General features: G+C 39.9%; 29 protein-coding genes and 4 pseudogenes. 10 read left to right on the forward strand and 23 right to left on the reverse strand.

Annotation, left to right across the window (positions count from 1 at the left end):
• Nucleotides 1-380: 380 nt before the first annotated feature.
• The 5 genes from PKHYL_RS16725 to PKHYL_RS16745 all read right to left on the reverse strand — a co-directional run bounded on the left by PKHYL_RS16725 (nt 381) and on the right by PKHYL_RS16745 (nt 3,165).
• Nucleotides 381-605 (reverse strand): hypothetical protein, encoded by a 225-nt coding sequence (locus PKHYL_RS16725; RefSeq protein ID WP_240365664.1) that lies wholly within the window; start codon nt 603-605, stop codon nt 381-383.
• Between the two features lie 435 nt (nt 606-1,040).
• Nucleotides 1,041-1,817 carry an ATP-binding cassette domain-containing protein gene (locus PKHYL_RS16730; RefSeq protein ID WP_240365665.1) on the reverse strand — a complete coding sequence of 259 codons (777 nt, stop codon included), beginning with the start codon at nt 1,815-1,817 and terminating at the stop codon, nt 1,041-1,043.
• The gene (locus PKHYL_RS16735; protein WP_240365666.1) at nt 1,786-2,265 is read right to left on the reverse strand and encodes an ATP-binding cassette domain-containing protein; all 480 of its coding nucleotides are present in this window, start codon (nt 2,263-2,265) and stop codon (nt 1,786-1,788) included. The genes PKHYL_RS16730 and PKHYL_RS16735 overlap by 32 nt, the downstream gene beginning before the upstream one ends.
• Nucleotides 2,266-2,368: 103 nt before the next feature.
• Complete coding sequence (locus PKHYL_RS16740) at nt 2,369-2,920, reverse strand: hypothetical protein (RefSeq protein ID WP_240365667.1); 552 nt, start codon at nt 2,918-2,920, stop codon at nt 2,369-2,371.
• The gene (locus PKHYL_RS16745; RefSeq protein ID WP_240365668.1) at nt 2,920-3,165 is read right to left on the reverse strand and encodes a hypothetical protein; all 246 of its coding nucleotides are present in this window, start codon (nt 3,163-3,165) and stop codon (nt 2,920-2,922) included. Before PKHYL_RS16745 ends, PKHYL_RS16740 begins: the two co-directional genes overlap by 1 nt.
• Nucleotides 3,166-3,713: 548 nt before the next feature.
• On the opposite strand from PKHYL_RS16745, the gene PKHYL_RS18390 reads away from it, so the two are divergent.
• The 3 genes from PKHYL_RS18390 to PKHYL_RS16760 all read left to right on the forward strand — a co-directional run bounded on the left by PKHYL_RS18390 (nt 3,714) and on the right by PKHYL_RS16760 (nt 5,865).
• Nucleotides 3,714-3,878 (forward strand): DUF4031 domain-containing protein, encoded by a 165-nt coding sequence (locus PKHYL_RS18390; RefSeq protein ID WP_332835911.1) that lies wholly within the window; start codon nt 3,714-3,716, stop codon nt 3,876-3,878.
• A 96-nt stretch (nt 3,879-3,974) separates the two neighbouring features.
• Nucleotides 3,975-4,973, forward strand: a complete 999-nt coding sequence (locus PKHYL_RS16755; RefSeq protein WP_240365669.1) for a thymidylate synthase — start codon at nt 3,975-3,977, stop codon at nt 4,971-4,973.
• Between the two features lie 7 nt (nt 4,974-4,980).
• On the forward strand, nt 4,981-5,865 hold the full coding sequence (locus tag PKHYL_RS16760) for an alpha-glutamyl/putrescinyl thymine pyrophosphorylase clade 3 protein (protein ID WP_240365670.1): 885 nt from the start codon (nt 4,981-4,983) through the stop codon (nt 5,863-5,865).
• Between the two features lie 231 nt (nt 5,866-6,096).
• Here PKHYL_RS16760 and PKHYL_RS16765 read toward each other — a convergent pair whose 3' ends face one another.
• The 3 genes from PKHYL_RS16765 to PKHYL_RS16775 are packed head-to-tail and all read right to left on the reverse strand — an operon-like array spanning nt 6,097 to nt 6,948.
• A complete protein-coding gene (locus tag PKHYL_RS16765; RefSeq protein ID WP_240365671.1) occupies nt 6,097-6,288 on the reverse strand; it encodes a hypothetical protein in 192 nt (63 codons plus the stop codon).
• A complete protein-coding gene (locus tag PKHYL_RS16770) occupies nt 6,269-6,664 on the reverse strand; it encodes a hypothetical protein (protein ID WP_240365672.1) in 396 nt (131 codons plus the stop codon). Before PKHYL_RS16770 ends, PKHYL_RS16765 begins: the two co-directional genes overlap by 20 nt.
• A gap of 29 nt (nt 6,665-6,693) precedes the next feature.
• A complete protein-coding gene (locus PKHYL_RS16775; protein WP_240365673.1) occupies nt 6,694-6,948 on the reverse strand; it encodes a hypothetical protein in 255 nt (84 codons plus the stop codon).
• A 426-nt stretch (nt 6,949-7,374) separates the two neighbouring features.
• Between PKHYL_RS16775 and PKHYL_RS18395 the strand changes: the two genes are divergently transcribed.
• The gene (locus PKHYL_RS18395; protein WP_332835912.1) at nt 7,375-7,590 is read left to right on the forward strand and encodes an NUDIX domain-containing protein; all 216 of its coding nucleotides are present in this window, start codon (nt 7,375-7,377) and stop codon (nt 7,588-7,590) included.
• Nucleotides 7,591-7,970: 380 nt separating this feature from the next.
• On the opposite strand, the gene PKHYL_RS16785 is transcribed toward PKHYL_RS18395, so the two are convergent.
• The 4 genes and pseudogenes from PKHYL_RS16785 to PKHYL_RS16800 all read right to left on the reverse strand — a co-directional run.
• Nucleotides 7,971-8,261: a hypothetical protein gene (locus PKHYL_RS16785; RefSeq protein ID WP_240365674.1), complete on the reverse strand. Its 291-nt coding sequence runs from the start codon at nt 8,259-8,261 to the stop codon at nt 7,971-7,973.
• Nucleotides 8,262-8,568: 307 nt separating this feature from the next.
• The gene (locus PKHYL_RS16790) at nt 8,569-8,844 is read right to left on the reverse strand and encodes a hypothetical protein (protein WP_240365675.1); all 276 of its coding nucleotides are present in this window, start codon (nt 8,842-8,844) and stop codon (nt 8,569-8,571) included.
• Nucleotides 8,845-8,931: 87 nt separating this feature from the next.
• Nucleotides 8,932-9,246, reverse strand: coding sequence for a hypothetical protein (locus PKHYL_RS16795; RefSeq protein WP_240365676.1), 315 nt, complete (start codon nt 9,244-9,246; stop codon nt 8,932-8,934).
• A gap of 587 nt (nt 9,247-9,833) precedes the next feature.
• Nucleotides 9,834-10,413 (reverse strand): annotated as a pseudogene (locus PKHYL_RS16800) (magnesium chelatase domain-containing protein); the annotation flags it as partial.
• Between the two features lie 376 nt (nt 10,414-10,789).
• On the opposite strand from PKHYL_RS16800, the pseudogene hemN reads away from it, so the two are divergent.
• Nucleotides 10,790-12,282: pseudogene (gene hemN / locus PKHYL_RS16805) on the forward strand (oxygen-independent coproporphyrinogen III oxidase).
• Between the two features lie 76 nt (nt 12,283-12,358).
• Here the strand turns inward: hemN and PKHYL_RS16810 are convergent.
• The 5 genes and pseudogenes from PKHYL_RS16810 to PKHYL_RS16825 all read right to left on the reverse strand — a co-directional run bounded on the left by PKHYL_RS16810 (nt 12,359) and on the right by PKHYL_RS16825 (nt 15,428).
• Nucleotides 12,359-13,119: pseudogene (locus PKHYL_RS16810) on the reverse strand (SPFH domain-containing protein).
• Nucleotides 13,103-13,240 (reverse strand): hypothetical protein, encoded by a 138-nt coding sequence (locus PKHYL_RS19150; protein WP_442966093.1) that lies wholly within the window; start codon nt 13,238-13,240, stop codon nt 13,103-13,105. The pseudogene PKHYL_RS16810 and the gene PKHYL_RS19150 overlap by 17 nt, the downstream one beginning before the upstream one ends.
• A gap of 90 nt (nt 13,241-13,330) precedes the next feature.
• A complete protein-coding gene (locus PKHYL_RS16815) occupies nt 13,331-13,927 on the reverse strand; it encodes an NfeD family protein (RefSeq protein ID WP_071002685.1) in 597 nt (198 codons plus the stop codon).
• Nucleotides 13,928-14,119: 192 nt separating this feature from the next.
• Complete coding sequence (locus PKHYL_RS16820) at nt 14,120-14,623, reverse strand: porin family protein (RefSeq protein ID WP_240366560.1); 504 nt, start codon at nt 14,621-14,623, stop codon at nt 14,120-14,122.
• A 265-nt stretch (nt 14,624-14,888) separates the two neighbouring features.
• Nucleotides 14,889-15,428, reverse strand: coding sequence for a porin family protein (locus PKHYL_RS16825; protein ID WP_071002683.1), 540 nt, complete (start codon nt 15,426-15,428; stop codon nt 14,889-14,891).
• A gap of 296 nt (nt 15,429-15,724) precedes the next feature.
• Here PKHYL_RS16825 and PKHYL_RS16830 point away from each other — a divergent pair, with 296 nt between their 5' ends.
• From PKHYL_RS16830 to PKHYL_RS16840, 3 genes are read left to right on the forward strand one after another with little or no spacing between them, the layout of a single operon-like run.
• Nucleotides 15,725-16,945, forward strand: coding sequence for an 8-amino-7-oxononanoate synthase (locus PKHYL_RS16830; protein ID WP_240366561.1), 1,221 nt, complete (start codon nt 15,725-15,727; stop codon nt 16,943-16,945).
• 15 nt (nt 16,946-16,960) lie between these two features.
• Nucleotides 16,961-17,419 carry a methyltransferase domain-containing protein gene (locus PKHYL_RS16835; RefSeq protein ID WP_240365677.1) on the forward strand — a complete coding sequence of 153 codons (459 nt, stop codon included), beginning with the start codon at nt 16,961-16,963 and terminating at the stop codon, nt 17,417-17,419.
• 40 nt (nt 17,420-17,459) lie between these two features.
• Nucleotides 17,460-17,855, forward strand: coding sequence for a hypothetical protein (locus PKHYL_RS16840; protein ID WP_240365678.1), 396 nt, complete (start codon nt 17,460-17,462; stop codon nt 17,853-17,855).
• Nucleotides 17,856-17,983: 128 nt separating this feature from the next.
• On the opposite strand, the pseudogene dnaK reads toward PKHYL_RS16840, so the two are convergent.
• Nucleotides 17,984-19,922, reverse strand: a pseudogene (gene dnaK, locus PKHYL_RS16845) (molecular chaperone DnaK).
• Between the two features lie 184 nt (nt 19,923-20,106).
• Nucleotides 20,107-20,706: a nucleotide exchange factor GrpE gene (gene grpE / locus PKHYL_RS16850; protein WP_186475348.1), complete on the reverse strand. Its 600-nt coding sequence runs from the start codon at nt 20,704-20,706 to the stop codon at nt 20,107-20,109.
• A 449-nt stretch (nt 20,707-21,155) separates the two neighbouring features.
• On the opposite strand from grpE, the gene PKHYL_RS16855 reads away from it, so the two are divergent.
• Nucleotides 21,156-21,905: a hypothetical protein gene (locus PKHYL_RS16855; protein WP_240365679.1), complete on the forward strand. Its 750-nt coding sequence runs from the start codon at nt 21,156-21,158 to the stop codon at nt 21,903-21,905.
• Nucleotides 21,788-22,549, forward strand: a complete 762-nt coding sequence (locus PKHYL_RS16860; RefSeq protein ID WP_240366562.1) for an alpha/beta hydrolase — start codon at nt 21,788-21,790, stop codon at nt 22,547-22,549. The genes PKHYL_RS16855 and PKHYL_RS16860 overlap by 118 nt, the downstream gene beginning before the upstream one ends.
• 17 nt (nt 22,550-22,566) lie before the next feature.
• Here the strand turns inward: PKHYL_RS16860 and PKHYL_RS16865 are convergent, their stop codons facing one another.
• The 4 genes from PKHYL_RS16865 to PKHYL_RS16880 form a co-directional block, all read right to left on the reverse strand.
• On the reverse strand, nt 22,567-23,703 hold the full coding sequence (locus PKHYL_RS16865) for a metallophosphoesterase (RefSeq protein WP_240365680.1): 1,137 nt from the start codon (nt 23,701-23,703) through the stop codon (nt 22,567-22,569).
• Nucleotides 23,704-23,790: 87 nt separating this feature from the next.
• Nucleotides 23,791-24,000, reverse strand: coding sequence for a DUF1731 domain-containing protein (locus PKHYL_RS16870; protein WP_240365681.1), 210 nt, complete (start codon nt 23,998-24,000; stop codon nt 23,791-23,793).
• Nucleotides 24,001-24,053: 53 nt separating this feature from the next.
• Entirely contained in the window at nt 24,054-24,314 is a 261-nt protein-coding gene (locus tag PKHYL_RS16875) for a hypothetical protein (RefSeq protein ID WP_240365682.1), read from the reverse strand.
• A complete protein-coding gene (locus PKHYL_RS16880) occupies nt 24,295-24,762 on the reverse strand; it encodes an NAD-dependent epimerase/dehydratase family protein (RefSeq protein ID WP_240365683.1) in 468 nt (155 codons plus the stop codon). The genes PKHYL_RS16875 and PKHYL_RS16880 overlap by 20 nt, the downstream gene beginning before the upstream one ends.
• Between the last annotated feature and the right edge of the window lie 211 nt (nt 24,763-24,973).

Genomic DNA, 24,973 nt, shown 5'->3' on the forward strand with positions numbered 1-24,973 from the left:
CATAAATAAAACTCTTATTACTCTGCTTAAAACTTTTTAGATCTACCTCATTTAGACCTTCTACCTTATCTGAGTCGTTGAAAATTACGATATCTTTATCAATGATGCTTTCTAGTATAGATATTATCCTTTTCACACTATCAATTTTTTCAGAAGGTATATCTTCATGTGAATCTAAATCTTGTAACGCCGATAAAGCGTCATAATCACTCTGAGAGTATAGATGGTTTCTCGTCTCATTTATAATTCCATTGACTATAACCTGTAACTTCGTCGTAAGAAAAGCTTTTTCTTTTTTCTAAAGTTCAACAATTCATTTTTTATAAGAAATTTTCTGAAATCATCGCTGTACTCTTTAACCGTTCTGAATGATTTTTTCTTTAGATTTTTCTATACAACTTGATGATTAGCTCCCAAGGTGTATAAAGAAACTCTGCATTGTTAAAGATCATGATCGCAACTGGATGGTGTTTGGATAAAGTGAAGACTTTGTTAGCTGTATTGAAAACCTTGCTAGTTGATGTATCACCATTAGTAATTGTCGCAGCACTATCTGCGGCTAACGCCATACCTGTCTTATTTAAAATCGCTACAACTGCTGTCATATAATTCTCTTTGGTTTAAAAGCTCAAATACTAAAAATATAAACAAAACCTGATTGGTTTTATTTGTCTATTTTACAATCTATATATACAGCATTAACTCTATACTAATCAACAGCTTAATATGTTAAGCATACACTTTTCCCTATTAATATTTATATCTTAAAACTATTTTTTTAATGTCAGATTATCTATATCACCTATAGCCTCTATAAAACTCTGATCATGAGATACCAAGATAATTGCACCTGTATAGTCGTGTAATGCTTGCTGGAGCAAGTTTTTCGATTCTATATCTAAGTGGTTATCAGGTTCATCTAGTAACAGTAAGGCTGGAGCAGTAGGACCACAAAATAGACATGCAAGGGCTACTTTTAATTGTTCGCCACCGCTTAATGTATTAACTGGCTTTATTGCAGCATCTCCTTTAATCCTCAGTTATGCCAATCGAGTTCGATATAAATCCTCTGTCCAACCAGATGCTTGCTGACGAAAATTATCTAATGCGGACAGATCTTTATCGAGAAAAGAAAAATGCTGATCCATGAGGCGATAGGACTGAGTAACTGCTATTTCACCTTGTAGCGCTTCAAGCTGACCTGATATGACCTTTAGCAAAGTGGATTTGCCACTACCATTCTTACCAGTAACGGCAATACGTTCACCCTTATTCACGATTAAACTCAATGGAGTTGTGATGCCAAAAGGTAAGACAACGTTAGATAGATGTAGCAGTGGATTACTGGCAACTTCGGGAGTAGCCGTTACGATAGCAAGCGGCTCTATAATCTCTAATTGAGCCTTAGCACTAGCTGCTTGTTCACCAGCATTTTGTATTCGATCATCGTGTAGCTTCGCTTTACGTGATTGAGTAGCCTCTGAGCGCCCTAACTCACGATCTAAAATAATCTTACTTTGATTGCTATCTTTACGTTTGCTTTTACCACGACTTTGGCGCTGTTCGGTCTTCTCTTGAGCAGCTTGCTGTTCTCGCTTGGCTTGCTGTAGTTCTTTTTTTGCCTGATCAGCACTTCTTTGCGCACCTAAAAGTAGCTGTTCTTGACTTTCTAACCAGTCATGCCAACCACCACGACTTATCGAAATCCCCGTACTCGTTAATTCATAAACAATCTGTACTTGTTCTAATAAAATGGGATCATGTGACACTAACAAAACACCGCCATTAAAACTCTTTAGCCATTGAGATAACCACACGCGACCATCCCTGATCTAAATGGTTGCTAGGCTCATCAAGTATTAAAAACTTACATCCTTGCCTTTTTAATGCTAAAAGTTTTAAACGTGTCTGCTCACCACCGCTAAGTGACTTAAATGGACGCTCAAGTATATCTAGTGATAGCTCACCTTCTGCCAACAATGCGTCTGTTTCAGCCTCCCAGTTCCACTTATCGTCCATAAAACTAAAATCTTCTGGCGTACCTTCACCATTGAGAATACGTGAGCTTACTCGTTGTATTTCACTAACACCTAAAACATCACCTGCGGTTCCTACTATTTCAGTTTCTCCCTGAGCCAAGTAGCCTATTTTGCAAAAGCGTTGTACAACACCTTCACTAGGCTGCAACCTATCTGCTAGTATTGCTGCTAAACAGGATTTTCCTACTCCATTTCTGCCAATTAACGCATGTAACTCATTAGTCAAAAAATATCAATTTCTGAAAATAAAGGCAATGATGATTCAGGAAAAACTAAACTTAACTGTCTTGCTTCTATTAGGTTTTGCATAGATCCTCTTTTAAAACGTATTACATCAGCCAAATAAATACAATCCAAGCTCCAATAGATGCTAAAAAGCAAAGTAGACTAGCTCTTTTACAATATGAGAATATGCGAAAGTTGCTAGAAGGAATAATGGACTCGTACCTGTTAGCTCCTTCTAAGAGTAGGTACAAACGTTGAATACTTAGTTTATCAGCTAAATCTCTCTCACTTCTTATATCAGCATACAAATAAACAGCTCCAAAGATAATACCCAAAGCATTAGCAATAATAGCTACTTTAAATAGGGATAACTGATTACTCTGTATGAACAGCAGAGAGCTGTCAAGTGCTGGGGACATTCTAGTAATTTGAGACACTATGACTGAAAATACTCCAGAAGCAATAACAATAAGCCATTTCATCCATTCATAGTCTTTTTCATTAGCAGTATTATGCTTCTCTGCAAGCGCTCGGCCTATTTCATCCAGTGTAGGTTTCAAAGCTTCATGACGATTATAAAAATCTACCGTAATTCCCTCTTTATCTAGTTTATTGTTGAACTTCCTTTGAAGAGCCTTTAACTCTCGCTTACTCATCAGCTCGTTACTCGCTTAATTGTCCAATGCAAAACTAATACCCCTAATAAAAGTAGGTAGCCAAACAACCAGTACCCTTGTAATGTATCAATAACAACTAAAGGCGCTTGATTAATACCCACGTTACTATCAGCTGTATTAGAAACATGGCTTTTAGCAATATAGTTCAACGCGAAGTATCCGGTTAAGGCAAAAAAAGTAAATATTAATGATGATTTTAAGAATTTTTCGTCAATTTTTCGCATAGCTTACTTTTCCGTAATTAGCTTTTCTTTAAACATTAGTATGAACCCAAAGCTAAATATGAGGCAGCCTAGACCACCTACTAACTGCTCTGACATAGTTGTTTGATGCTCCCAGTCATACGCTATAATGATTATCAGGATAGATATAATCCAAGATATAGTCGCAACTAAAGCAAATAGTATTCTATTACTTGGCAAAAGTTAGTAGACTGTAACCATTTAGGTTTCAAACACAGCCAGAAAGCCACAAGTGGAATTGCTAGCATGGGGAATACTAGGAAAACAGCTATATAATTGTTCATTCTAATCTCATAAGTTGTTAGATTACTTTTATAGTTTGTAAAACTCCACATGCAGTATGGGTCAACCCGTTACCACAGAAAAACTTAATTTCAGTATCTCTTCCTATTTTAGTGACATAATAATTAAAGTACTATAGTCTAGTTATTTTTTAAAGTACATTTTATACCTTGTTTGACGGGAGCAAACTAATGGCTGTCTACGTAGATTTTGCAAATATAAGTTTTAGGCAAGACAGGTGGTGTCACTTGCTGGCCGATAGTCTTGATGAGCTGCATGACTTTGCTTTGCTTATTAATGTAGACAAACGATGGTTCCATAAAAATGCCAGTTATCCTCATTATGATATTACTGTCAGAACCAGAGAAATAGCCATCAGTAAGGGGGCTTTACCATCAAGTAGAAAAAAATAATTGAATGTGCAAAGAAGTTAAAAGCTGAGCTTGAATACAATCGCTCTTTAACCCTGAATACGAATCAAATGAGCTTATTTTAAGTAAGGTGTTAAAATGATTATTAAAGAAGATTCGTTGGATGATCTATTGAACTCAACTTTCTCTCAAATCATAAATTGCGGAGATGAAGTGGAGTCCTCAAAAGGAGTAAACAATGAAATTAGAAATGTTCAACTTATTCTAACTAACCCAAGAGCAAGACTAAGTATCTCAGAATCTAGAAGTAAACTGATCAGCTGTATTGGCGAGTTTTTTTGGTACGTGAGCGGAAGTGATAGTATTAATTTCATAGAATATTACATATCAAACTACCGAGATTTTATCGACTATAAACAAGGTGAAAACACCCCTGTTTTGGGTGCGTATGGTTCTAGAGTGTTTGGTATAAAGAATCAATTTAGAGCGATTAAAGATCTTCTCAAACAAAAGCCTGAAACACGAAGAGCTGTAATATCTATATATGATAAAGAAGACCTTTTTAGGGACGACTCTAGAGACATTCCTTGTACCTGTTCATTACAGTTCTTCATCAGAGATAATGCGCTCCACTTGACTACAATAATGAGATCTAATGATGCTACTAAAGGTCTAATACATGACTTATTTAGTTTTACTCTTATCCAAGAACTTATGTGGGCAGAGTTAGCGAAAGACAATGAAGCGTTAGAATTAGGCATTTATACACACTTCGTTGGAAGTCTACATATCTATAATAAAGATAAAACTATAGTTGATAGTTTTTTACATATTGAAGGATGGCAAAACAAAGCTACGATGGAACCCATAAACCCTTCTTATTTAGAGAATGATTTTAACATCATTAAAGAATTAGAAGAAAAGCTGAGAACGCAGTCTTTACAAGACGACTTTGATATCCACAGCATTAAAGATATATTTTGGCAAGAGATAGCTATCATCCTATTGTCTTATTCATACGCTAAGCGAGGTAGACAAAACGAATTAAAAGAACTTAGAGATTTATGTAGAAGTGACCCTATACTCTATTTTCTAGATAAAAAAATCAATGAAATTAACAGAAAAGACTTTAAGTAGGCCGTTTATGAAATATCAAGAAAGAGTCGATTATTCAGTCATATTAGCTAATGACATTACCGAATACCTTACAAACGAAGGGCTTTCCTGTGGGCTTTCTAGAATCTCGTATGAGGTTTTAGCTATGCAAATTATCGAAAGCATGAAACGGGTTAAATACTTCAATGCTGTTTCAAACAGAGATATTGATACCCGAAGGCTAGACCCTCAAGACCCTATTTTTGACCCAGTAAGAGCAATTTTATACCTAAAAGACAGAGATTATGATGAAGCATGTTGGTTGACTTTTCTATTGGTCTATACAGCAGAGAATTACCAATCAAACTGGAATTTCTTAAGACAATTATACTCGGGTGTAGATGAGAAACTGACGTGGGAAGTTGCTAGTAACAATACTCAAATATTTCCTAGATTAGCAGATAATCTTATCAACTCACAAAATAAACCAAAATTTGGTAATCATGCGAAGTTTAAAACTTTAAGAGATATACCTAGAGTGTTTGAAGATTACATAAACTTCGTTAAAGTTAACGATGGTCACTACAACCTGTTCATAAATAACAGTTTAGAAGATCCTAAAGAACATTTTAGAACACTTTTCCCAGTAATTCGACGTAATATACATAGCTTTGGGCGATTATCGACATTTGACTATTTATCTATGCTATCTAAAACTGGTTTGGTTAACGTTGAAGCTGATAACTGCCATATCGTTGGGTCAACTGGTCCTAAAGACGGGGCTAAACTTATCTTTGGTAGTTTCTCAGACGAGCAATTAGATAGCTACGCTATGGGTCTAGCAGACCACCTTGAAATTGGCTATCAAGAGATGGAAGACGCATTATGCAACTGGCAAAAATCACCTAATGAATTTCATGCTTATAAAGGGTAATCAATTTAGACCCTACCCTTTACCATCTGTTATTTACAGAATATGCCAAGGTTTAACTAAGTACCTCTGGTATAGAGGAGTTATCAAATATAGGTCTATGTCTATCATTAAAATACCTGTAATCTATTTTTTGAGAAGACTTTAATACTCCTATAAGTAGGCTTGGTGACAGATTAACCTCGTTAGCGACTCTACACAAATTTGCAAAGCTAGAACGTTTGTCTCTACGTACTAATTTAAAATCAACTTTTGTTCGATCTCTTTTAGAGTGAAAGGGTGGATTAACTGTGAAACCATAAAATCATCAGCTTCCTTTTCACACTCATCATATTGTTCATTGTCTTTAGGCTCACCAAAATCGTAATGTGTCATTTGATCTTGGTGTAAAATCAGGTGTGCAGCCTCATGAAAAAAGTCTGCCAAAAAGATGGTCTTGATTGTATTTGTTAGTAATGACAATCATTCCTTTGCCTTCTATAAACTTTGACACGCCCCTTATAGGGCATTTATCCAAAGTACTTAAGAACACTACAGCGACACCACATTCAATACAAGTTTCCAGCAAATCTTCCTTAAAATTTTTTAACCCTCTTTTCCTAGATAAGATTTTGATTTGTTGTAATTTTTCTAGAAAAAGATGCTTATTGAAATCGTTTGGGATATGTTGCTTCTTAAACTCTAACTCTGCCATACGCATAAATGCTGCAATGTTCATTGTTGAAAACTCATAGCTTCCAATTCTTTTATACTTTGATCCTAAGAAATTCTTATATATACTTTCTTCGTTTAATGGACTCAAATCCGAAATACCAAAAAAACTTTTTAAGTTCAATTGATCAAGGTATTTATAATCTGAACTTGGTAACCACGATCTTTTTTCATCTCTTGAACAAGTGTGTAGTAATCTTCAAAATTGCTATCGATACTGCTCTCTTGAAATCTTCTAATACTCTTCTCATAGTTGTTTTGTATATTTAGCCAAAAATCTTCACTCCCACCTATAAGTTGAGTTAGGTAAGTAGCTATGTCAGAATCGATATCTATCTGTTGATTGTTTAACTTCTTAAGAAAACTGCCACTCAAACAAGATTGGTCAATATTACTTCCCTTCCAAAAACTTTAGTATAGTTTGAGAAGGGTGGTAAACCCAATTAGGCTGAAAATCGTGTATCATTGCTATTTTATCCTATATATTTGAGCTTTAGCCTACTAACTGTTTTCCAGTCGTAATTCTCGCTTTTACCTAGATGGGACTTATTAGCTATAGAAAATTGAGCTACAATATCACTAGATAAATTAACTTGCAAAGTATCTTTTCAAAATAAAAGTCATTTTGAGCAGGTATGTCTTGTAGGGTGTCTCCTGCTGCTAAGGTTGTCAAGATAAACTTTAGCTTTTCTCTAGCTTCTTCTGTAAGCTGATAGAAACTAAGAAAGTCGTTTATTGAGCTATCTCTTAGTTCTCTTGATTGATATGAAATGATCATCTTTTTTCCCGTAAGAGGCTATTATGAGTGTGATTAATGTTGTTGCCGCAGTAATAAAGCACGACGATAAATATCTATGCGCACAAAGGAAAAAAAGTAAGTTCGAATATCTATCGTATAAATTTGAATTTCCGGGTGGTAAAGTTGAGTCTAACGAGACTCTCGAACAAGCACTCCATCGTGAGATACTAGAAGAGCTAGATGCAAATATTGAAATAGTATCCATACTAAAAAAATAGAACATCAATATCCAGACTTCAAGGTTCATATTACTTTTTATAGATGCAGCATTTATAAAAAAGAATCTATAAAAAAAGTAGAGCATAATAACTTATCTTGGCTTACAAAGCAGGAACTTCATGATCTAGACTGGGCTGAAGCGGACATACCTATTGTTAAGTTACTTTGAATATAGTCGCATTGTCGATAATAATACTAATTTTATATTTGATTAGTTGGTTTCTAAGTGTGTTATAAGTTATCTATACCGTTTCTGACCCAATTACTATTAATCGAGTTAGGATGCTTAAACAAAGCTAACTTTCCATTATAAAAGTTAGTAAATTCAGAGTTTAAAGTTCCATTTAAACTAACAACTTTTGTTATTAATTGAACTAGCTTACCATCCCTTACTAAAAAAATCTTCATCTTTGTCAGTTTTATAAGCGATACCATTAAAACCTTTCAGTCTTATTCCAACGTTTTTTGAATCATTTTTCTTCTTTAAATCTACTTCTCCAAACTCTAAAATATAATATTTATTTTCCGCAATTTGCAATTCTATTACTAAAACATACTCAGGCCAGTATAAATCATGAAGAGTAGAGTGTAACTTTGCTAATGACATCACATAAAAATCGTCCTGCTCTTGCAGCCCCTGACCAAAAAGTAAACCAGCGAGCGGTTCCATGATTTTTGTTTCGAGTAATCTTTAGCATGTTGCCAAATTTTGTTAAAGCGAGACTGATCGTCTTTTTTTACGTCAAAGAGTCCTTTGGCTAAACCCGTTGATCCTTTCCAATTTTTTTCTCCTACACCCAACTCCTCTGGCATCTCTTCTTTGACAAAATGTGTGCTACTATTGATGGGCTTAGAAACTATACCGCTTGTTATCTTATTGATTATAACTAGATCGCCTATTGCTTCCAGTCTTTCAAGCAGTACTAGGGTCGTTAGGTTGTTCACAGGGTTATGAGTAAAATTCAAATCCCTCAATATTATCTGGTGGTATATACTGCCTTACTGTCAAAAAAATCTTGACTCTCTATAGATTCATCAGTGCTAAGTCGTCTTTTTGGTTGAAGAACAAGATTAATGGGATCAAGTTTAGGTTCACTGATACCAATAATATTTGCACATAATATCTTGTCTCCAATAGGGATGCCCTTGATACGTAAGGTCAAAGGTCGATGCCAAAAATCAATTCGAACATTTCTTTTTTTATTATCTTTAGCTTCTTGGATATTGTTATGTATTTTCTCAACTTTTTCCATACATTTAAGTTATATTTTAACTGATGTAGGAATACAGCATCTCTTTGAGTAAATTTTGGAGGCAATAAAATGTACTCACCCACTCCCTCAGCCTTCATTCTTTCTTCGATCTGTTCGTTTTTTTGGGATTAGTTTTTCCTTTATTTTATCTAAGTTATATCTACTAATAATACGTTTTATATCCATTGAATACCCATAATGGATAATAAATAAAGATAGAGGGTGAATTATAATCTTACGTTCACCATCATTAATATTTATCAATTGATTTTTATCATAGCTATTTATTTTTTCAAAGTATTTTGTACTATCGAATGGCATTTCGTTTATTAGTTGACTTCTTTTAATAGTTTCCTCAGATGTAGGACTTTCTTTAAGATCTATTGCTGCACCAACGCTCATATCATAATATGCTTTTGAAAAGAATGAATATTATAATTATCTTTGACTTCAACCTCGTAGGACTCAAGAACAAAACGCTCTTTTGATTTACCATTCTTCCAGATGCTACCAAAAGGTAACTTATGTATGTGGTTAATATGAATTCTTAGCTTTAAATAGCTAGTAGCCTTTTCTTTACTTCCTTTTTTAATGTATTTAGGCTCTGTTAAATTAGCGAATAGGGACGTCTATATAAGTAACTGTTCCATTACTATTGGAGCTTGAACTTGCATTAGTAGGCGCAATAAAATCCTTGTCATACCACACAACTACATATTCAAAATTCTTGTTAAAATGATTTACCGTATAATTACGGTCAGGTTCAGAATTAGCGTCTGTATCATAATCGACCTGAGAATGAGGCTTAATGTAGTTGCTAATATCGAAGGAATTTTTATACTTTTCTCTAGGAGTATTTTTGTCAAAAAATGGCTCATACTGTTCTCATATTCATTAGTAATATTATTGTGCCATTAATTTAGATTTTTTGCCATTAATTTGGAACTATTACAGCAGTCATAAGATCCGCTTGGATCCGCCAGTGACTGCAAGTGGTTACATACTGCTTTTAGACTCTTCGCTGCCAATATCGTCACACCATCAACGCGACTGGCCTCACGACCATTGTCAATCGGTACGATTAATTGTGGTGCGCTCTGTAAGGTAACATTTTGCTCATTTTTTACAGAGTCACTCGCCTTTGACAACGTTTTCGACAACGTTGATGTCAATCCTTCTGCCTTAATCGCGCGAGCGACAGCCAAGCTACCGGTCACCTGCCGCAGCTCACCGTTGAGTGCCAACTCGCCAATAAACTCAAACCCCGATAATACTTCTGGCTCAAGTTGTCCGCTTGCCGCCAATATCCCAATAGCGATTGGCAAGTCCAGACGCGCGCCATCTTTAGGTAAATCAGCAGGTGCTAAATTAATCGTTAGACGCCGATTGGGAAACTGAAAACCTGAATTAAGAATGGCAGAGCGTACTCTGTCTTTACTCGCGCACGGCCGCTTCAGGTAGACCAACGATGGTTAGTGCTGGTAACCCTTGCGATAAGTGAACTTCGATGATGACTTTAGGTGCATGCAAACCGACAACTGAGCGAGTATAGACTTGAGCAAACGACATCAGCGTTTCCTAATATTAGAGATTAATCGATGATAAAGTATTATTTATCAGCGTGCAAATGTCGTGTTTTATAAAAAAATATAGGTAGGACATTAAAACAATCATCTCAAACCAAAGCCGTCAATATTAATGCTAAAAACCATCACGATATACCATACTAAAAGTAGGGATTTGGTATAATAATGACCATATTTTAAGACAGTTGCTATAATAGCCAAGCTGTTACTGCAAACGTTATCATCTGGCAGCACAAAAAAGCGACGCTATAGCCACTATGGGTCAAAACGAGGAATACCGCATGACAGATTATTCAGCACAAACTAACCCGCAGCCCTACAATGATGCGGAAGCGCCGCCGTCGACCACGCGTCCTGTTATGCAACCAGACAACCCTTATGCCAGTACCCGCGGTAGTATTACTAGTAAGCAGCTACCAGCATTCGATGAAGCCATCATCAATAAGTACAATCGTTCAGGTCCGCGTTATACCTCTTATCCAACTGCTCTAGAGTTCACGCCGATACCTGAGAATATTGGAGTAAATGGTTTTGAGGCAGTTGGTCTTGAGACGAAAATCTTGCAGAATCGTGAGTCACGCGCGCCGTTGTCTTTATACTTTCACATTCCGTTTTGCCGTCACCTTTGCTATTACTGCGCCTGCAATAAGATTATTACCAAAAAAAATAGCGACTCTGGTGATTATCTGCAGTATTTAATGGCTGAGATTGCCCTTAAACGCCGCTTGCTGTCTGTGCCAGAAGGTAGCGATAAGCCCTTGGTCAAGCAGCTGCATTTGGGCGGTGGTACGCCAACGTTTTTGCGTGATGAAGAGATGGTTAAGCTGTGGGAGTTTTTACAGACGCAGTTTGAGTTTTTGAGTGATGATGAAGGCGACTACTCTATCGAAATCGACCCGCGTGAGCTGAGTGATAATACGCTAAAGATATTACGAAACCTTGGTTTTAATCGTATCAGCTTAGGCGTGCAAGACTTAGATGAAACGGTACAAATCGCGGTCAATCGTGTGCACTCAGTAGAGCTTATTGAGAATGTATTAACAGAGGCGCGAGGGCTTGGTTTTCACTCCATCAATATCGATCTGATTTATGGTTTGCCGCATCAAACGCCTGACACGTTAGACAAAACGGTACAACGTATCATTGAAATGTCACCAGATCGTCTGTCTGTCTTTAACTATGCGCATCTACCTGAGCGTTTCAAAGCCCAACGTCAGATCAAAGATGAAGACCTACCTAGCCCAGCAGCTAAGCTCGCTATGCTCGGCAACACCGTTAACACGCTAACCGAAGCGGGCTATCAATATATCGGTATCGATCACTTTGCTAAGCCTGACGATGAGCTAGCGATCGCCCAGCGCGAAGGAAAATTACATCGTAATTTTCAGGGCTACACCATCATGGGCGATTGTGATTTATTGGGCTTTGGTGTCTCATCCATCAGTCAAATTGCCAATAGCAATACGCGCTATATCCTGCAAAATGATACTGATTTGCAAAACTATCAAGCTAAGATTGATGCTGCCAAAACCAATCCTATGGTCATGCCTGCGGTGAAATATATTAAAACGTCCATCAAAGATCGCTTACGTGAATATGTCATCATGAACCTGCTCTGCCACGACTATCTTGATTTTAAAGATGTGAATCAAAAATTCGGTATCGATGCGATTACCTACTTCATCAATGAGATTCAACAGCTGGGAGAGATGCAAGCAGATAGACTGATTGATATGGATGCTGCTGGCATTCGCGTCTTACCTAGGGGCCGCTTGCTTGGTCGCAATGTTGCCATGGTATTTGATGAATATTTAGAAAAAAACACAAAAACCGCTTCTCAAAAGTTATCTGACATAACGATTTGGCAGCCAATTATTAGCCATTAAAAAGACCTCAAACGAGGTCTTTTTTAGAAATTTTTGAAATATTTACAGCTTTAATTTATCGCCTACCATCCCTTTAACAGTGCTCAAGATATCGGCTGGCAACACCACCATTTTTGAATTGTCAGACTCCGCTAGTTGACGAATAGACTTGATGTACTGCTCGCCAAGTAAGTAGACAATCGGCATCTCTTCATCACCCATCGCCGCTGTGATAAGACGAATTGATTCCTCCGAGCCTTTGGCCAGTACTACTTGCGCTTCGGCATCGCGGCGTGAGGCTTCCAGACGTCCATCTGCTTCCAAAATAGCAGCTTGTTTTTGACCATCGGCACGAGTAACGGTCGCTCGGCGTAGACGCTCTGCTGCGGCCTGCTCTTCCATAGAGGCTTGCATGGTTTGCGAGGGATTAATGTCTTGAATCTCTACAGTTTTAAGCGTAATACCCCAATCTGCGATGTCTTCTGAGATCGCATGTTTGAGCAATGCTTTGATCTCATCACGACTCGATAAAGCATTATCTAGATCCATCTCGCCGATGATCGAGCGCAAAGAGGTTTGTACCAAATTGCGGATACCATGTTCATAATCTTCAATACCATAGACCGCTTTGTCTGGACGCAAGATGTTGATATAAGCCACAGCATTAGCGATGATCACGACGTTATCACGGGTGATGACTTCTTGAGATGGGATATCTAGTACGATGTCCTTTGTGGTGACTTTATAAGCGACTCTATCCACAAAGGAATGATGATACTAAAGCCAGGCTCTAGTGTTTGCTGATATTTACCCAGCCGTTGCACGACCCACTTTGTACCCTTGCGGGACAATACAAACGCCTTTAAAAACGGTAAAAATCACCAATGCTGCCAACACCAGCATCACGATACCGACGCCATTTAAACTACTCAAGATACTACCCATGTGATTCTCCTTGACCCTTGCTTTATTTGCCAGCGACGTGATTTATGTCCTTTTTTTCTTAATTTAAAAATCTTTAGTACCTGATAACGTTTATTTGCTAGTACCTGTCTCTTTGAGATCAGGTTTGTGCAAACTCAGTCTACTCGCTTTAGATTGTTTGGTCGGCACTTGACTGTTAATCGTCGGAGTAATGTTTGGCCGTATGGTTTTGGGTGCTTGGAGGCGCTGCGTGGGTGCAACCACCATCTCATCGCCGACCACCTTTATGACCACCACACGATCACCTGTCTCGACATTCACGCCTGCTGTGCGACATGGCCACTCATCTGCACCCCAAATAGGCACGTTAAAGCGCACCATACCTGAAATGCCTTTTTGCGGTTTGACCACGATCATGCCCGTCTCACCAATAATCAGATCGCTACTTTGCCCCATCTTTTTACGGCTCATTGACAGCGGCTTGATGTATTTGACCCAAACAAACATAAACAAAACCGATAGCGTAAGCCAGATCAGTACTTGAAATAATAATGGAATGGGGAGCAACCACGCTAAGGCAGCAACGATCACCGCAGCCGCACCAAACCAGAGGCTAGCAAAGGTCGGAATAAATATCTCAGCAATCATCAAAGAGAAGCCTAACACCAACCAATGCCAAGGTTCAATCATCCAGATAGTCTCAATCATCGCTGTCTACTCCTGTATCTGCCTACCTTCCAATGTAGCACAGTTTTGCAGATAATATTATCTTAAAAATCAATTACCTATTATTATTTATGGTGTGGTATTTTGATAAAACAAGCACAATGAATGCTAAAATTGACACAAAAAAACGACCACTTAAAGTGATCGCTTTTAGTCATCCACACGAATCAAAGCTTAGAATTTGTAATGTGCACCAAGAGTTAATAGCGTAAGGTCTTCAGCAACATAGTCATATTCAGCTTCAACACTCATATTAGGATTGAAGTTATAACCCAAGCCAATACCGCCAGCTACACCACTGTCGCTATCGCTGTCACTTCCAGAGTTTCCAAGAAAATCCTCAGCAGAAACTTCAATCTCAGCTTTAGCAAAGCCTAGTTTACCTTTCGCATATAAACCAGTATTTGGGAATGCATAACGGTAAGTACCATAAGCACCATAAGTTTTTAGATCAAATTCAGCGTCAATACCACTGATACCTGTATCAACATCAGCGTCATTAGAACCTACATACTCAATCTCAGCACCAAAGTTAGGATCGAAGTTATAACCAGCATAAACGCCATATGCGGTTGGATCATCTAAATCATCAGCATCTACCATGAATTGACCAGCTTTAATACCAACGTATGATTGGCCAGCACCATAAGAAATGGCTGCTTGTGCGCTCATGGTCATTACTGAGCCCGCGATTACTGCAAGTAACGTTTTTGTAGATTTTTCATAAAGTATTTTCAACCTTGGATTCAATAAACAAATAATTTGTTTAATATCAAATACTACTCAACTATTTTCTACTTGTTATTAGTAGTGGCGGTATCATACCAAATTATTTGTCAAAGTAAACATGTGTTGCAAAAATATTTTACAGGCATAAAAAAACGACCATATAAAATGGTCGTTTCTTCGTTTTTGACTATAGGTACAAGTACGCTATATTATCTTAGAACTTTAAGTTAGCGCCTACAGTAAGCAGCTTAGTATCTGCATCACTATCCATCATGGCATATTCTGTTTCGACATTGAAGTTAGGATTCACTGCGTAACCAAGACCGATACCACCAGCAATGCCAGTATCACTGACTGAGTCATTGTTACCGTTATCAAAATCAGCTTCTAACTCTGTCTTAGCGATACCAAGTTTACCTTTGGCATATAGTGCAGTATTTGGGAACATATAACGGTAAGTACCGTACGCGCCATAAGTTTTGGTATCATAGTCGCCAGCATTGTTATCTAGGTCAGCATCATCTGAACCAACATATTCAACTTCCATACCAAAGTTAGGATCAAAGTTGTAACCAGCATATACACCATAAGCAGTTGGATCGTCACCGCTTACATCATTGTCAAATTGACCGATCTTGGCACCAACGTATGGTTGACCAGTGTAGCCGTTACCATAAGTGACAGCTGCATTTGCACCTACAGTAAGTAAAGAACCAGTTGCTAGTGCAAGTATAGTTTTTTGTAGAGTTTTCATTATTAGCTCCTTCAAGTAAATTTGGACAAACAAGTTATTTAGTTGTATTGACCATTTGGCCGTATCGCCTTGTTTGCTAACGATGGGTACATAGTAACAAACTATTTCAGACACTCTGTCAGTGTTTAATGGTATGAGAGTTAAGATTTGAAAGCATTTGTCAGTGCTCGGGTTACAAAGGCTGATATATGAAACTTTTTGTTACACATCCCGTTTTTGTGCAATAATCCCTACTCATTGTGTTCCGCATATACTGACGAATAAAGAAAAAGGACGGCTCTGCATGTCAAGCTTTTATCGACGCGCAGCTACAAACTGCGCTCTTACAACTCAAAGACAAACAGCAGTATCGCAAATTACCAGATATCGAACACCACGGACGGTATGTAATCGCTGATGACAATACCCTATTAAATATCGCTAGCAACGATTATCTAGGTTTGGGCAGTGATGCTGAGTTGCAGCGTGAGTTTTTTGAATTTATTCAGCAATCAATGGACTGTTTGCCCAAAATGAGCGCAACATCATCGCGTCTGTTAACTGGCAATGATACACAGCTACAGGCGTTAGAGGATGAGCTACAAGCATGGTATGAAACCGCAGCTGGAATAAATCAAACCGCGACGAAATCTGCGTTGGTATTAAATAGTGGCTACCACGCCAATATCGGGATCTTACCTGCATTGACTGCACTACCAGTGAAGACGGTTATTTTGGCAGACAAACTGGTACATGCCAGTATGATTGATGGTATTAAACTCAGCGAAAGCAAACGCTGTCTGTATCGCCGCTATCGACACAATGATTATGCGCATTTGGCTACTATGCTTATGCAGGTTGAAGAGGATGTGGAGCGTATCATCATCGTCACCGAAAGTATTTTTAGCATGGACGGGGATCGTGCTGATCTACCCGCTTTAGTTAAGCTAAAAGCCATTGACAGTCGTATTGAGCTGTATGTCGATGAAGCCCATGCCGTCGGTGTGCTTGGCGCGCAAGGATTAGGGCTGGCTGAAGAAACAAACACCTTGGCTGATATTGACTACTTAGTAGGAACCTTTGGTAAAGCATTTGCCTCCGTTGGTGCTTATATTCTATGTGACAAGATCGTTAAGTCATGGCTGATTAATCAGATGCGTCCGCTGATTTTTAGTACCGCGTTGCCACCAATCAATCATGCTTGGACACGGTTTATTTTGGCAAAAATGCCACAGCTACAGACGCGGCGACAGCATTTGGCGCAGATTTCATTACAACTGAGCCAAGCCATTAGCCCTGAATATCGCGTGGCATCGGCAGCAAAAGATCCTATTTACGAGTCACCCATTGTGCCTTATATTTTAGGTGATAATGCTCGTACGATGACAAAGGCAAAACAACTCCAAGACGCTGGATTTTATGCGCTGCCTATCAGACCACCGACCGTTCCTACTAATACGTCACGTATTCGCTTGGTACTCAACGCAGCCATTACCCATGCTGAGTGCGAGCGCCTAATCATGCAATTATCCATATGACGGCAGCAGTTTTTGATGCTCATTATAAACTTTTATGTGAAAGAGCGATTATGGAACATCCCCCTCACTACTTCCGAGCTGAGTGCCCGCAAGCAGAGCATTGCGCGGCATTTTTCTCAAGCCAGTCAGTACGATAAACATGCTTATATTCAGCAGCAGGTTTGTCAGCACTTATTAATGGCTATCGATAATACCCATCAAGACAGTGTGCTTGAGGTCGGTGCAGGCACGGGACAACTAACGCAGCTACTAGCAAAATATGTACAAAGTGAGCGATGGTCTATCAACGAGTTATGTGAGCAGCAAGCCACTCATTTACAGGAATTGTTGCCACAAGCACAAATCCTTATTGGCGATGCGGAAACCATGGATTTAGGCGGTGAGCATAGCTTAGTCATCAGTGCCAATGCGATTCAGTGGTTCGATAACCCACTGCATTTCATTGCACAGTCAGCCCTCACGGCTAAAACCTAATGGACAATTATTACTAAGCACCTTTACCCCAGATAATTTCTTGCAAATAAAAACCCTAACAGGACAAGGATTGCATTATCCAGATATTAGTGAATGGCAATCAGCGCTAGATCAAGCGGAATTTCAACACATAAAGCTATCAACACAGCGTTTCAATGTGCCATTTGCCCAGCCTTATGATGTGCTCAAACATATGAAGATGACAGGTGTATCGACCAATCAAATAGATAGCAATCAAACCTGTGGCAAGCAAACCTATGACAAGCAAACGATTGGTAAGCAAACATCTAACACACAGCCTTTTGTCTGGACCAAAACCCGCTTGCAAGCATTCGAGCGCGATTATTGGCAGCAATTTTCGGGCATAGATGAGGACGGTCAACCTTGCGTGTATCTGACTTATGACGTACTAATCGTTGATGCGCATTTACCATAACGGCACGCTTGAAAATATATACTTAAATATCAGGCATAAAAAAACGCATCTCGAAAGATGCGTTTTTTTTGATCTAGCTAATTTAATCTAATTAACGATTAAATCAGCCTTGAACATCAAGTCATTGCTTACTTTTTGTCTTCGTCTACTTCAGTAAACTCAGCATCAACGACATCGTCATCCGCTTGGTTGCTACCAGTAGCGTCAGCACCTTGTTGGAACTGGCTTGGATCCATACCCTCGCTACCTGCGCCGCTGTCAGCATAAATCTTCTGGCTAACTGGCAAGAATGCATTGTCTAGCGCTTCAAGCTTGGCTTTGATTTCGTCATGGTCGTCTTCTTTCGCCGCCGCTTCAAGCTCAGTGATCGCAGACTCTACTGTTGATTTTTCTTCGTCAGTGACTTTATCTTCTGCTTCTTTCAGCGCTTTTTGTACGGCGTGGATACGACCATCTGCTTCGTTACGAACTTGCGCTAAGTTAGCGAACTTCTCATCTTCAGCAGCATTAGCCTCTGCATCACGAACCATTTGCTCGACTTCTTCGTCCGACAAGCCAGAATCCGCCTTGATCTGGATGCTCTGTGCTTTACCAGTACCTTTATCAGTTGCTGAGATGTTCATGATACCATCAGCGTTGATGTCAAAAGACACTTCGATTTGTGGTAAGCCACGTGGTGCTGGTGGGATATCCGTCAAGTCAAAACGACCAAGCAGTTTGTTTTGGTTGGCGATTTTACGCTCACCTTGATATACCTGAATCGTTACTGCTGGCTGGTTGTCTTCAGCGGTTGAGAATACCTGTGATTTCTTAGTAGGAATCATGGTGTTTTTCTCGATAACTGGCGTCATAACACCGCCCATCGTTTCGATACCTAGCGTCAATGGCGTTACATCAAGTAGCAATACGTCAGTTTTATCACCAGACAATACCGCACCTTGGATTGCCGCACCAGCTGCCACAGCTTCATCAGGGTTCACGTCTTTACGTGGCTCTTGACCAAAGAACTCTTGTACTTTTTGTTGTACTAGTGGCATACGAGTCTGACCACCAACCAAGATTACATCGTTGATATCGCCAATTTTTAGGCCAGCATCTTCAAGGGCAGTTTTACAAGGGTCCATGGTGCGCTGTACTAGATCTTCGGTTAGGCTTTCAAGCTTAGAGCGGCTGATAGTGATGACCAAGTGCTTAGGACCACTGCTGTCAGCAGTAATATAAGGTAAGTTCACTTCAGTGCTTTGTGCACTTGATAGCTCAATCTTCGCTTTTTCAGCTGCTTCTTTTAGACGTTGCATCGCAAGAGAGTCACCTTTTAGGTTTACATCTTGCTCTTTTTGAACTCATCTACCAAATAATCGATCAACGCTGAGTCAAAGTCCTCACCACCTAGGAACGTATCACCGTTGGTCGCTAGTACTTCAAACTGTTGCTCGCCATCGACGTCTGCGATTTCGATAATTGAGATATCGAAAGTACCACCACCCAAGTCATATACAGCAACGGTGCTATCGCCTTGCTTTTTGTCCATACCGTAAGCAAGTGCCGCAGCAGTTGGCTCGTTGATGATACGTTTTACATCAAGACCTGCAATTTTACCCGCATCTTTGGTTGCTTGACGCTGTGAGTCATTGAAGTAAGCAGGTACGGTTACAACTGCCTCAGTCACGCTCTCACCAAGATAGTCTTCTGCTGTTTTTTTCATTTTTTTCAAGATTTCAGCAGAAACCTGTGGTGGCGCAAGCTTTTACCGTTGATTTCTACCCACGCATCGCCGTTGTCTGCTTTAGCGATTTTGTAAGGTACCATACCGATATCTTTTTGCACGACTTTGTCATCAAAACGACGACCGATCAAACGCTTAATCGCAAACAAAGTGTTGCTTGGATTGGTGACCGCTTGACGCTTAGCTGACTGACCAACCAATGTTTCGTCATCTTTATAAGCGACGATTGATGGTGTGGTACGCGTACCTTCAGCATTTTCAATGACTTTAACTTTGTCACCTTCCATTACTGCTACACACGAGTTAGTCGTACCTAAATCAATACCAATTACTTTACCCATAATCAATTGCTCCTAATTTATTTTTAACTATAAATACTTATTTATCCAGACCGTAGTCGGTCACTTGTTGCTATATATCGGTTTGCTTGTTGTATTTTTCAAGGCGATAATCAAGCAAAAACAGTCTTTTCATGTGATTTTTTGTGAAAAACCTTCATATTAGTAGGGTTTAACCCCAAAAATATTATTGACCAACACGTACCATGGCTGGACGTAGTAGACGACCGTTTAAGCTATAGCCTTTTTGTAGGACTGTACCGACGGTGTCAGCTTCTGCTTCTGGATCGATACCCACTGCTTCATGGAAATCAGCGTTGAATTTCTCACCTTCTGGATCGACCACTTCTACGCCGTGACGTGTAAGTACAGAGACCAATGCTTTGTGGGTTAATTGCACCCCTTCAGCGACTGGGTCATTCGCGTCTGCGTTTTCGATAGCGCGCTCTAAGTTATCGACGATATCGAGTAGCTCTTTTGCAAATTTTTGAAGAGCGAATTTTTTACTCTTATCCGCTTCTTGCTCGGCGCGCTTTTGTGCATTGTAAGCTTCAGCGTTGGCGCGAGCAGTGCTTTCTTTGGCTTGCTTCACTTCACCTTCTAACTCAGCGATACGCGCTTTGAACGTATCAAGATCGATCTCGTTTTCGATAGTGGCTTCTTCACCTGAGTTGTTCTGTGGATCAAACTCGTTCATGGTTTCTTCTAAGATGCTGTCTTTGTGATCAACATTATCATGTGCCACTGTTTGATCAAAGTTTTCTTGGTTGGTATTTTGCTCGCTCATGATAGCTCCTTGGAATGTCAATAATAATTGAGATAAGACACAATAAATCAGCCAATCGCCGGCTGTATCATGCCTTTATCAGATACTTAACGGTTATCACTCATTTTTTTTATTAATACGCTCTAATAGCTGCTTGATAAAGGTAATAAGTATAAATTTCAAGCCTGAAGTAAAGGAATTTTTCGCATTTACGACAAATATGGTTAGATCTTTCTTTAAAACAAGTACTCAGCATTTCTGGGCTGTGTCAACTGGTCTCAATATACGTTAACAAAACGTACAAAAAACCGTCAATTACTCTAAATAGGTTACCGTTGCTACCCACGCCATTACTAAATAACACCCTGCTTTACGCACTACTGCCTTATTATTGCTACAAATATTATTCCTTATCTTAAAGTGTACGCTGATGTAACAGTAAACACTCAAAAACAGTTATGAGAGATATTATGTCTAATTCAACAGTATCATCAATCAATACCTTACTGAACAAAACATTGATGACGCTTCATTTGGCGTCGAACGGTGAGATGGTTGGTGAAGTGAAAGACAACGGTGTACAAAAAAAGCGTTTGAGCGTGAAAGAAAAAATGCTCAGTTATAACCCAATGGCACATTGCCAACCACACACTCTGCACTATGCGATGAAAGGTCTTGGCTATCTACCAACACCAGTATTAGAAGGTTTGATTGGTTACTTAAAAGGGCCTCACTCAAAACAATATCAGCACGCCAATGCTCATTTGCGCCTGATCCTCGCGGTGAATAGTCATCTTAAGACGCCATTAGAGCTAACGCCCATGCATGAACTCCGTGAAAGGTTTGCTGCTGATGCGGTGGCGATGCAAGCACCAAGCGTATGGCACCAAGCAGGTGGCAGTATGCTAAGTAACATCAAACCTTTTATCAAAAAGGGTGAAACACCTGTCAATTGGGAAGATAAAACCATAGCCAACGCGGATGATGGCGATATGACCATTCGCTGCTATCAGGCAGGTACCAAGAGTATTGGCGCTAAAAAAGACGTGCTCATAACCCTGACCAAACAGTCATGTTGTTTTTTCATGGTGGTGGTTTTTGTATCGGTAATGTCGATACACATCACGAGTTCTGTCACGCAGTCTGTGAGCAGACTGGTTGGCCTGTGGTCAGTGTGGATTATCGCTTGGCTCCTGAGTGTCCTGCACCTGCAGCGTTAAAAGACTGTATCACTGCTTATGCTTGGTTGGCTGAGCATTGCCATACCTTAGGTGCCTTACCGTCACGCATCGTTCTTGCAGGCGATAGCGCAGGTGGTGGCCTTTCTACCTTGATTGCACAGCAACTCACCGCACCAAACGAAAACGCTTGGTTAGATTTGGGTGCAGATGGTCAGAAAATGTTTGATCTATTAAAGAAGCTGCCTGCGCCGCTAGCACAGATGCCGCTGTATCCTGTGACTGATATCGAGACAGATTATCCGAGTTGGGAGCTGTATGGTGAAGGCCTGCTATTGGATCATGCTGATGTGGCAGTATTTGACGCCGCTTGTCTTGAGAATAGTCCGTTGCCACGCATACATATACTCAATTCGCCAATGCTTGGTGATAATAGCAAAGTATGTCCCACCTATATCGTCGCCGCTGAACTCGATGTATTGCGTGATGAGGCATTTGCTTATGCCAAACAGCTAAAGAGTTATAAAGTCCCTGTTGAGACCCATACTGTGCTGGGCGCACCGCACGGCTTTATTCATTTTATGAGCGTGCATCAAGGACTTGGGCAGGAAACAAAAAATATTATTCATGGTTTTGGCGGCTTCGTCCGTGAGGTCATTAGTACAAAATCGCGGCTCGCGGCATAGCGGTTAGCTGGAACTAGCTATTTATTAGTATGATCAGAAACGGTAATTAACCAAATTTCTGAGCGTGAGCCCAATCGAAACGGAATACCCCAAAAGCCATAACCCGAGGACACCACAAAATGTCCTCTGCCAATGGCCTCATACCCATAGCCTAATCGGTTGATGGCGCTCACTATAAAGTTGGCGGGGAATACTTGTCCATTGTGAGTGTGTCCTGATACCTGTAGATCGATTGGTAACTGGCTGTGCTCATCAATATCGCTTGGTCTATGATCCAGCAGTATCACTAGCTGTGAAGTATCAACGTTCGCGAGCAGGTCAGTTGTCGCGACACGCTGGTGTTTATGATTATCAAAACGTCCAACCAGCCATATAGGCTGACCCTCATGTTCGATACCAAACACGTCATCATTTAATAAATGTACGCCTGCATCGACTAACGCTTGGCTGATTGGCTGTTCGTGCCCATACAAATCATGATTACCCAATGTTGCATAGACGCCGTATGGCAGGCTACTGCATAGCTGAGCTAAGTTTTTCGCCATATTATAGCTATTAAACGCATCTGTATTGTCATCCATGATATCGCCTGGCATAAGCAGCATATCAGCCTGCGAGTCAATCATTAGACAGTTCAACCTATCTATCGCTGCTACGCCAAATAGTCGTCCTAGATGCAGGTCACTCGCGACCGCAATGCGCAGTGGTTTAGCGAGCGGTTTGTTGATACTAATGGACAGCTTACGTACGACTGGCACATAAGCACTATATAATGCGAAACCGAACAACCCTAAGAATATCACCAATGCAAGCGCTCGTAGGCCAATAAAAATCATATTAGATTCATATGACGAGGCGCCTAAGAGTGATGTTACTAGCCAGTATCCACCATAGAATAGGGTTATCAGCAATGCCGTGAGCAGCATAAAATGCATAACCAACATCCAACCGCTAACCCAGCGGTAGCTATTAGCAAATACTCTTTTGACACTTAATATCAACAATCCATTAGTAATAATAAATATAGCAGACCATATAGCGATCTGAAGCGTTGGCGTGATCCAAGGCTGTAACCACCACTGTAAGCTTAGAGCAGCGCCCGTACTAAACAGCTGCAAGAGCAAAAAAATGATGATGAAAAATGCGTAACGCATGGATTGCCCTTAGACAGAAATACAATCTAGTGAATATTTAATATAAGCCGACCTTCTTATATTTCACATGAAACAATCATGATGTAACTACTTTTGATCCTCTAATGCCTGTTTGAGTGTCACATGCTTGAATGTGTAACCTACATCTGATAGCGCTTGTGGCAGCACCTTTTGACCATCTATTAGTAGCGTCGACATCTCACCAAACATCAGCTTAAGTAAAAACTCTGGCAAGGTAAAAAGTGTCGGCCGATGTAACCATGAGCCAAGCGTTTTAGTAAAAGTATGGTTACTCACAGGATTGGGCGCCGTGAGATTATAGACAAAGGCTGGCGTATCATTTCTTGTCTCTATGATATTATCGTTATTTGAAACTCTTTGTTTATGGCCAAATTGACTAGCAAGATGCTGCTCAATAATAAAAATCGCCGCCCCACCCAATCGTCACGGCTAATCCAGCTCATGATTTGCTGACCATCAGCCAACTGCCCGCCAACGCCAAACTTAAATGGCAGTAGTAATTTGGCAACCATACCACCTTCAGGATGTATCACAACGCCTGTTCGTACAATAGCGACAGGGACATTGTAATCAGTCGCTTTGAGCGCCAAGCTCTCCCACTCCCTCACATAAGCGATGGGCAAAGTCTGTCTCAAAACTGCTGTGTTCAGTCAATGGCTTATCACCTTGCGTGCCGTACCAACCGATTGCTGAGCCGCTTATTAGTAGTTTTGGCTTTGTTGCAGTACGTTCGATGAAGCTTAATATCGATTGAGTAGGCTTAATACGACTGGCTATTAATTGCTCTTTGCGCTCATCGCTCCAACGCGCGTCAGCAATACCTGCGCCAGCTAAGTTCATTATGACATCAAAGCTCATGTCAGACTTTTTAAGCTCGTCATAAGTCATCATATTAATGTCAACAGGATGAGCTTGATTGCTATCTCTGGTCAACCAAGTAATCATCACCTCTTTACCTTGTGTGCGATACCGTTCGATTAACTCTTGGCTAAATGCACTACCCAAAAACCCTGAGCCACCACTAATTAAAACCTTCATAGCCTACTCCCTATGTGTATCAAATATCGCAGCGATGACCTATTGCTGAAAGATTCATCGTTCAATAAAAATCAGCTCCTTTTAACTATCGTCTACTTTTTTGTCGTTTTTATCAAAATGACTTTTACATACTTTTAGTAAAGCAACGGGAACTAAGGAAGCGGGTTTAGCGATAGCTAGCGCTGAGACGGTATATTTTGCTATGGCTACA

Source organism: Psychrobacter sp. KH172YL61, from assembly GCF_007182895.1.
Lineage (GTDB): Bacteria > Pseudomonadota > Gammaproteobacteria > Pseudomonadales > Moraxellaceae > Psychrobacter > Psychrobacter pacificensis.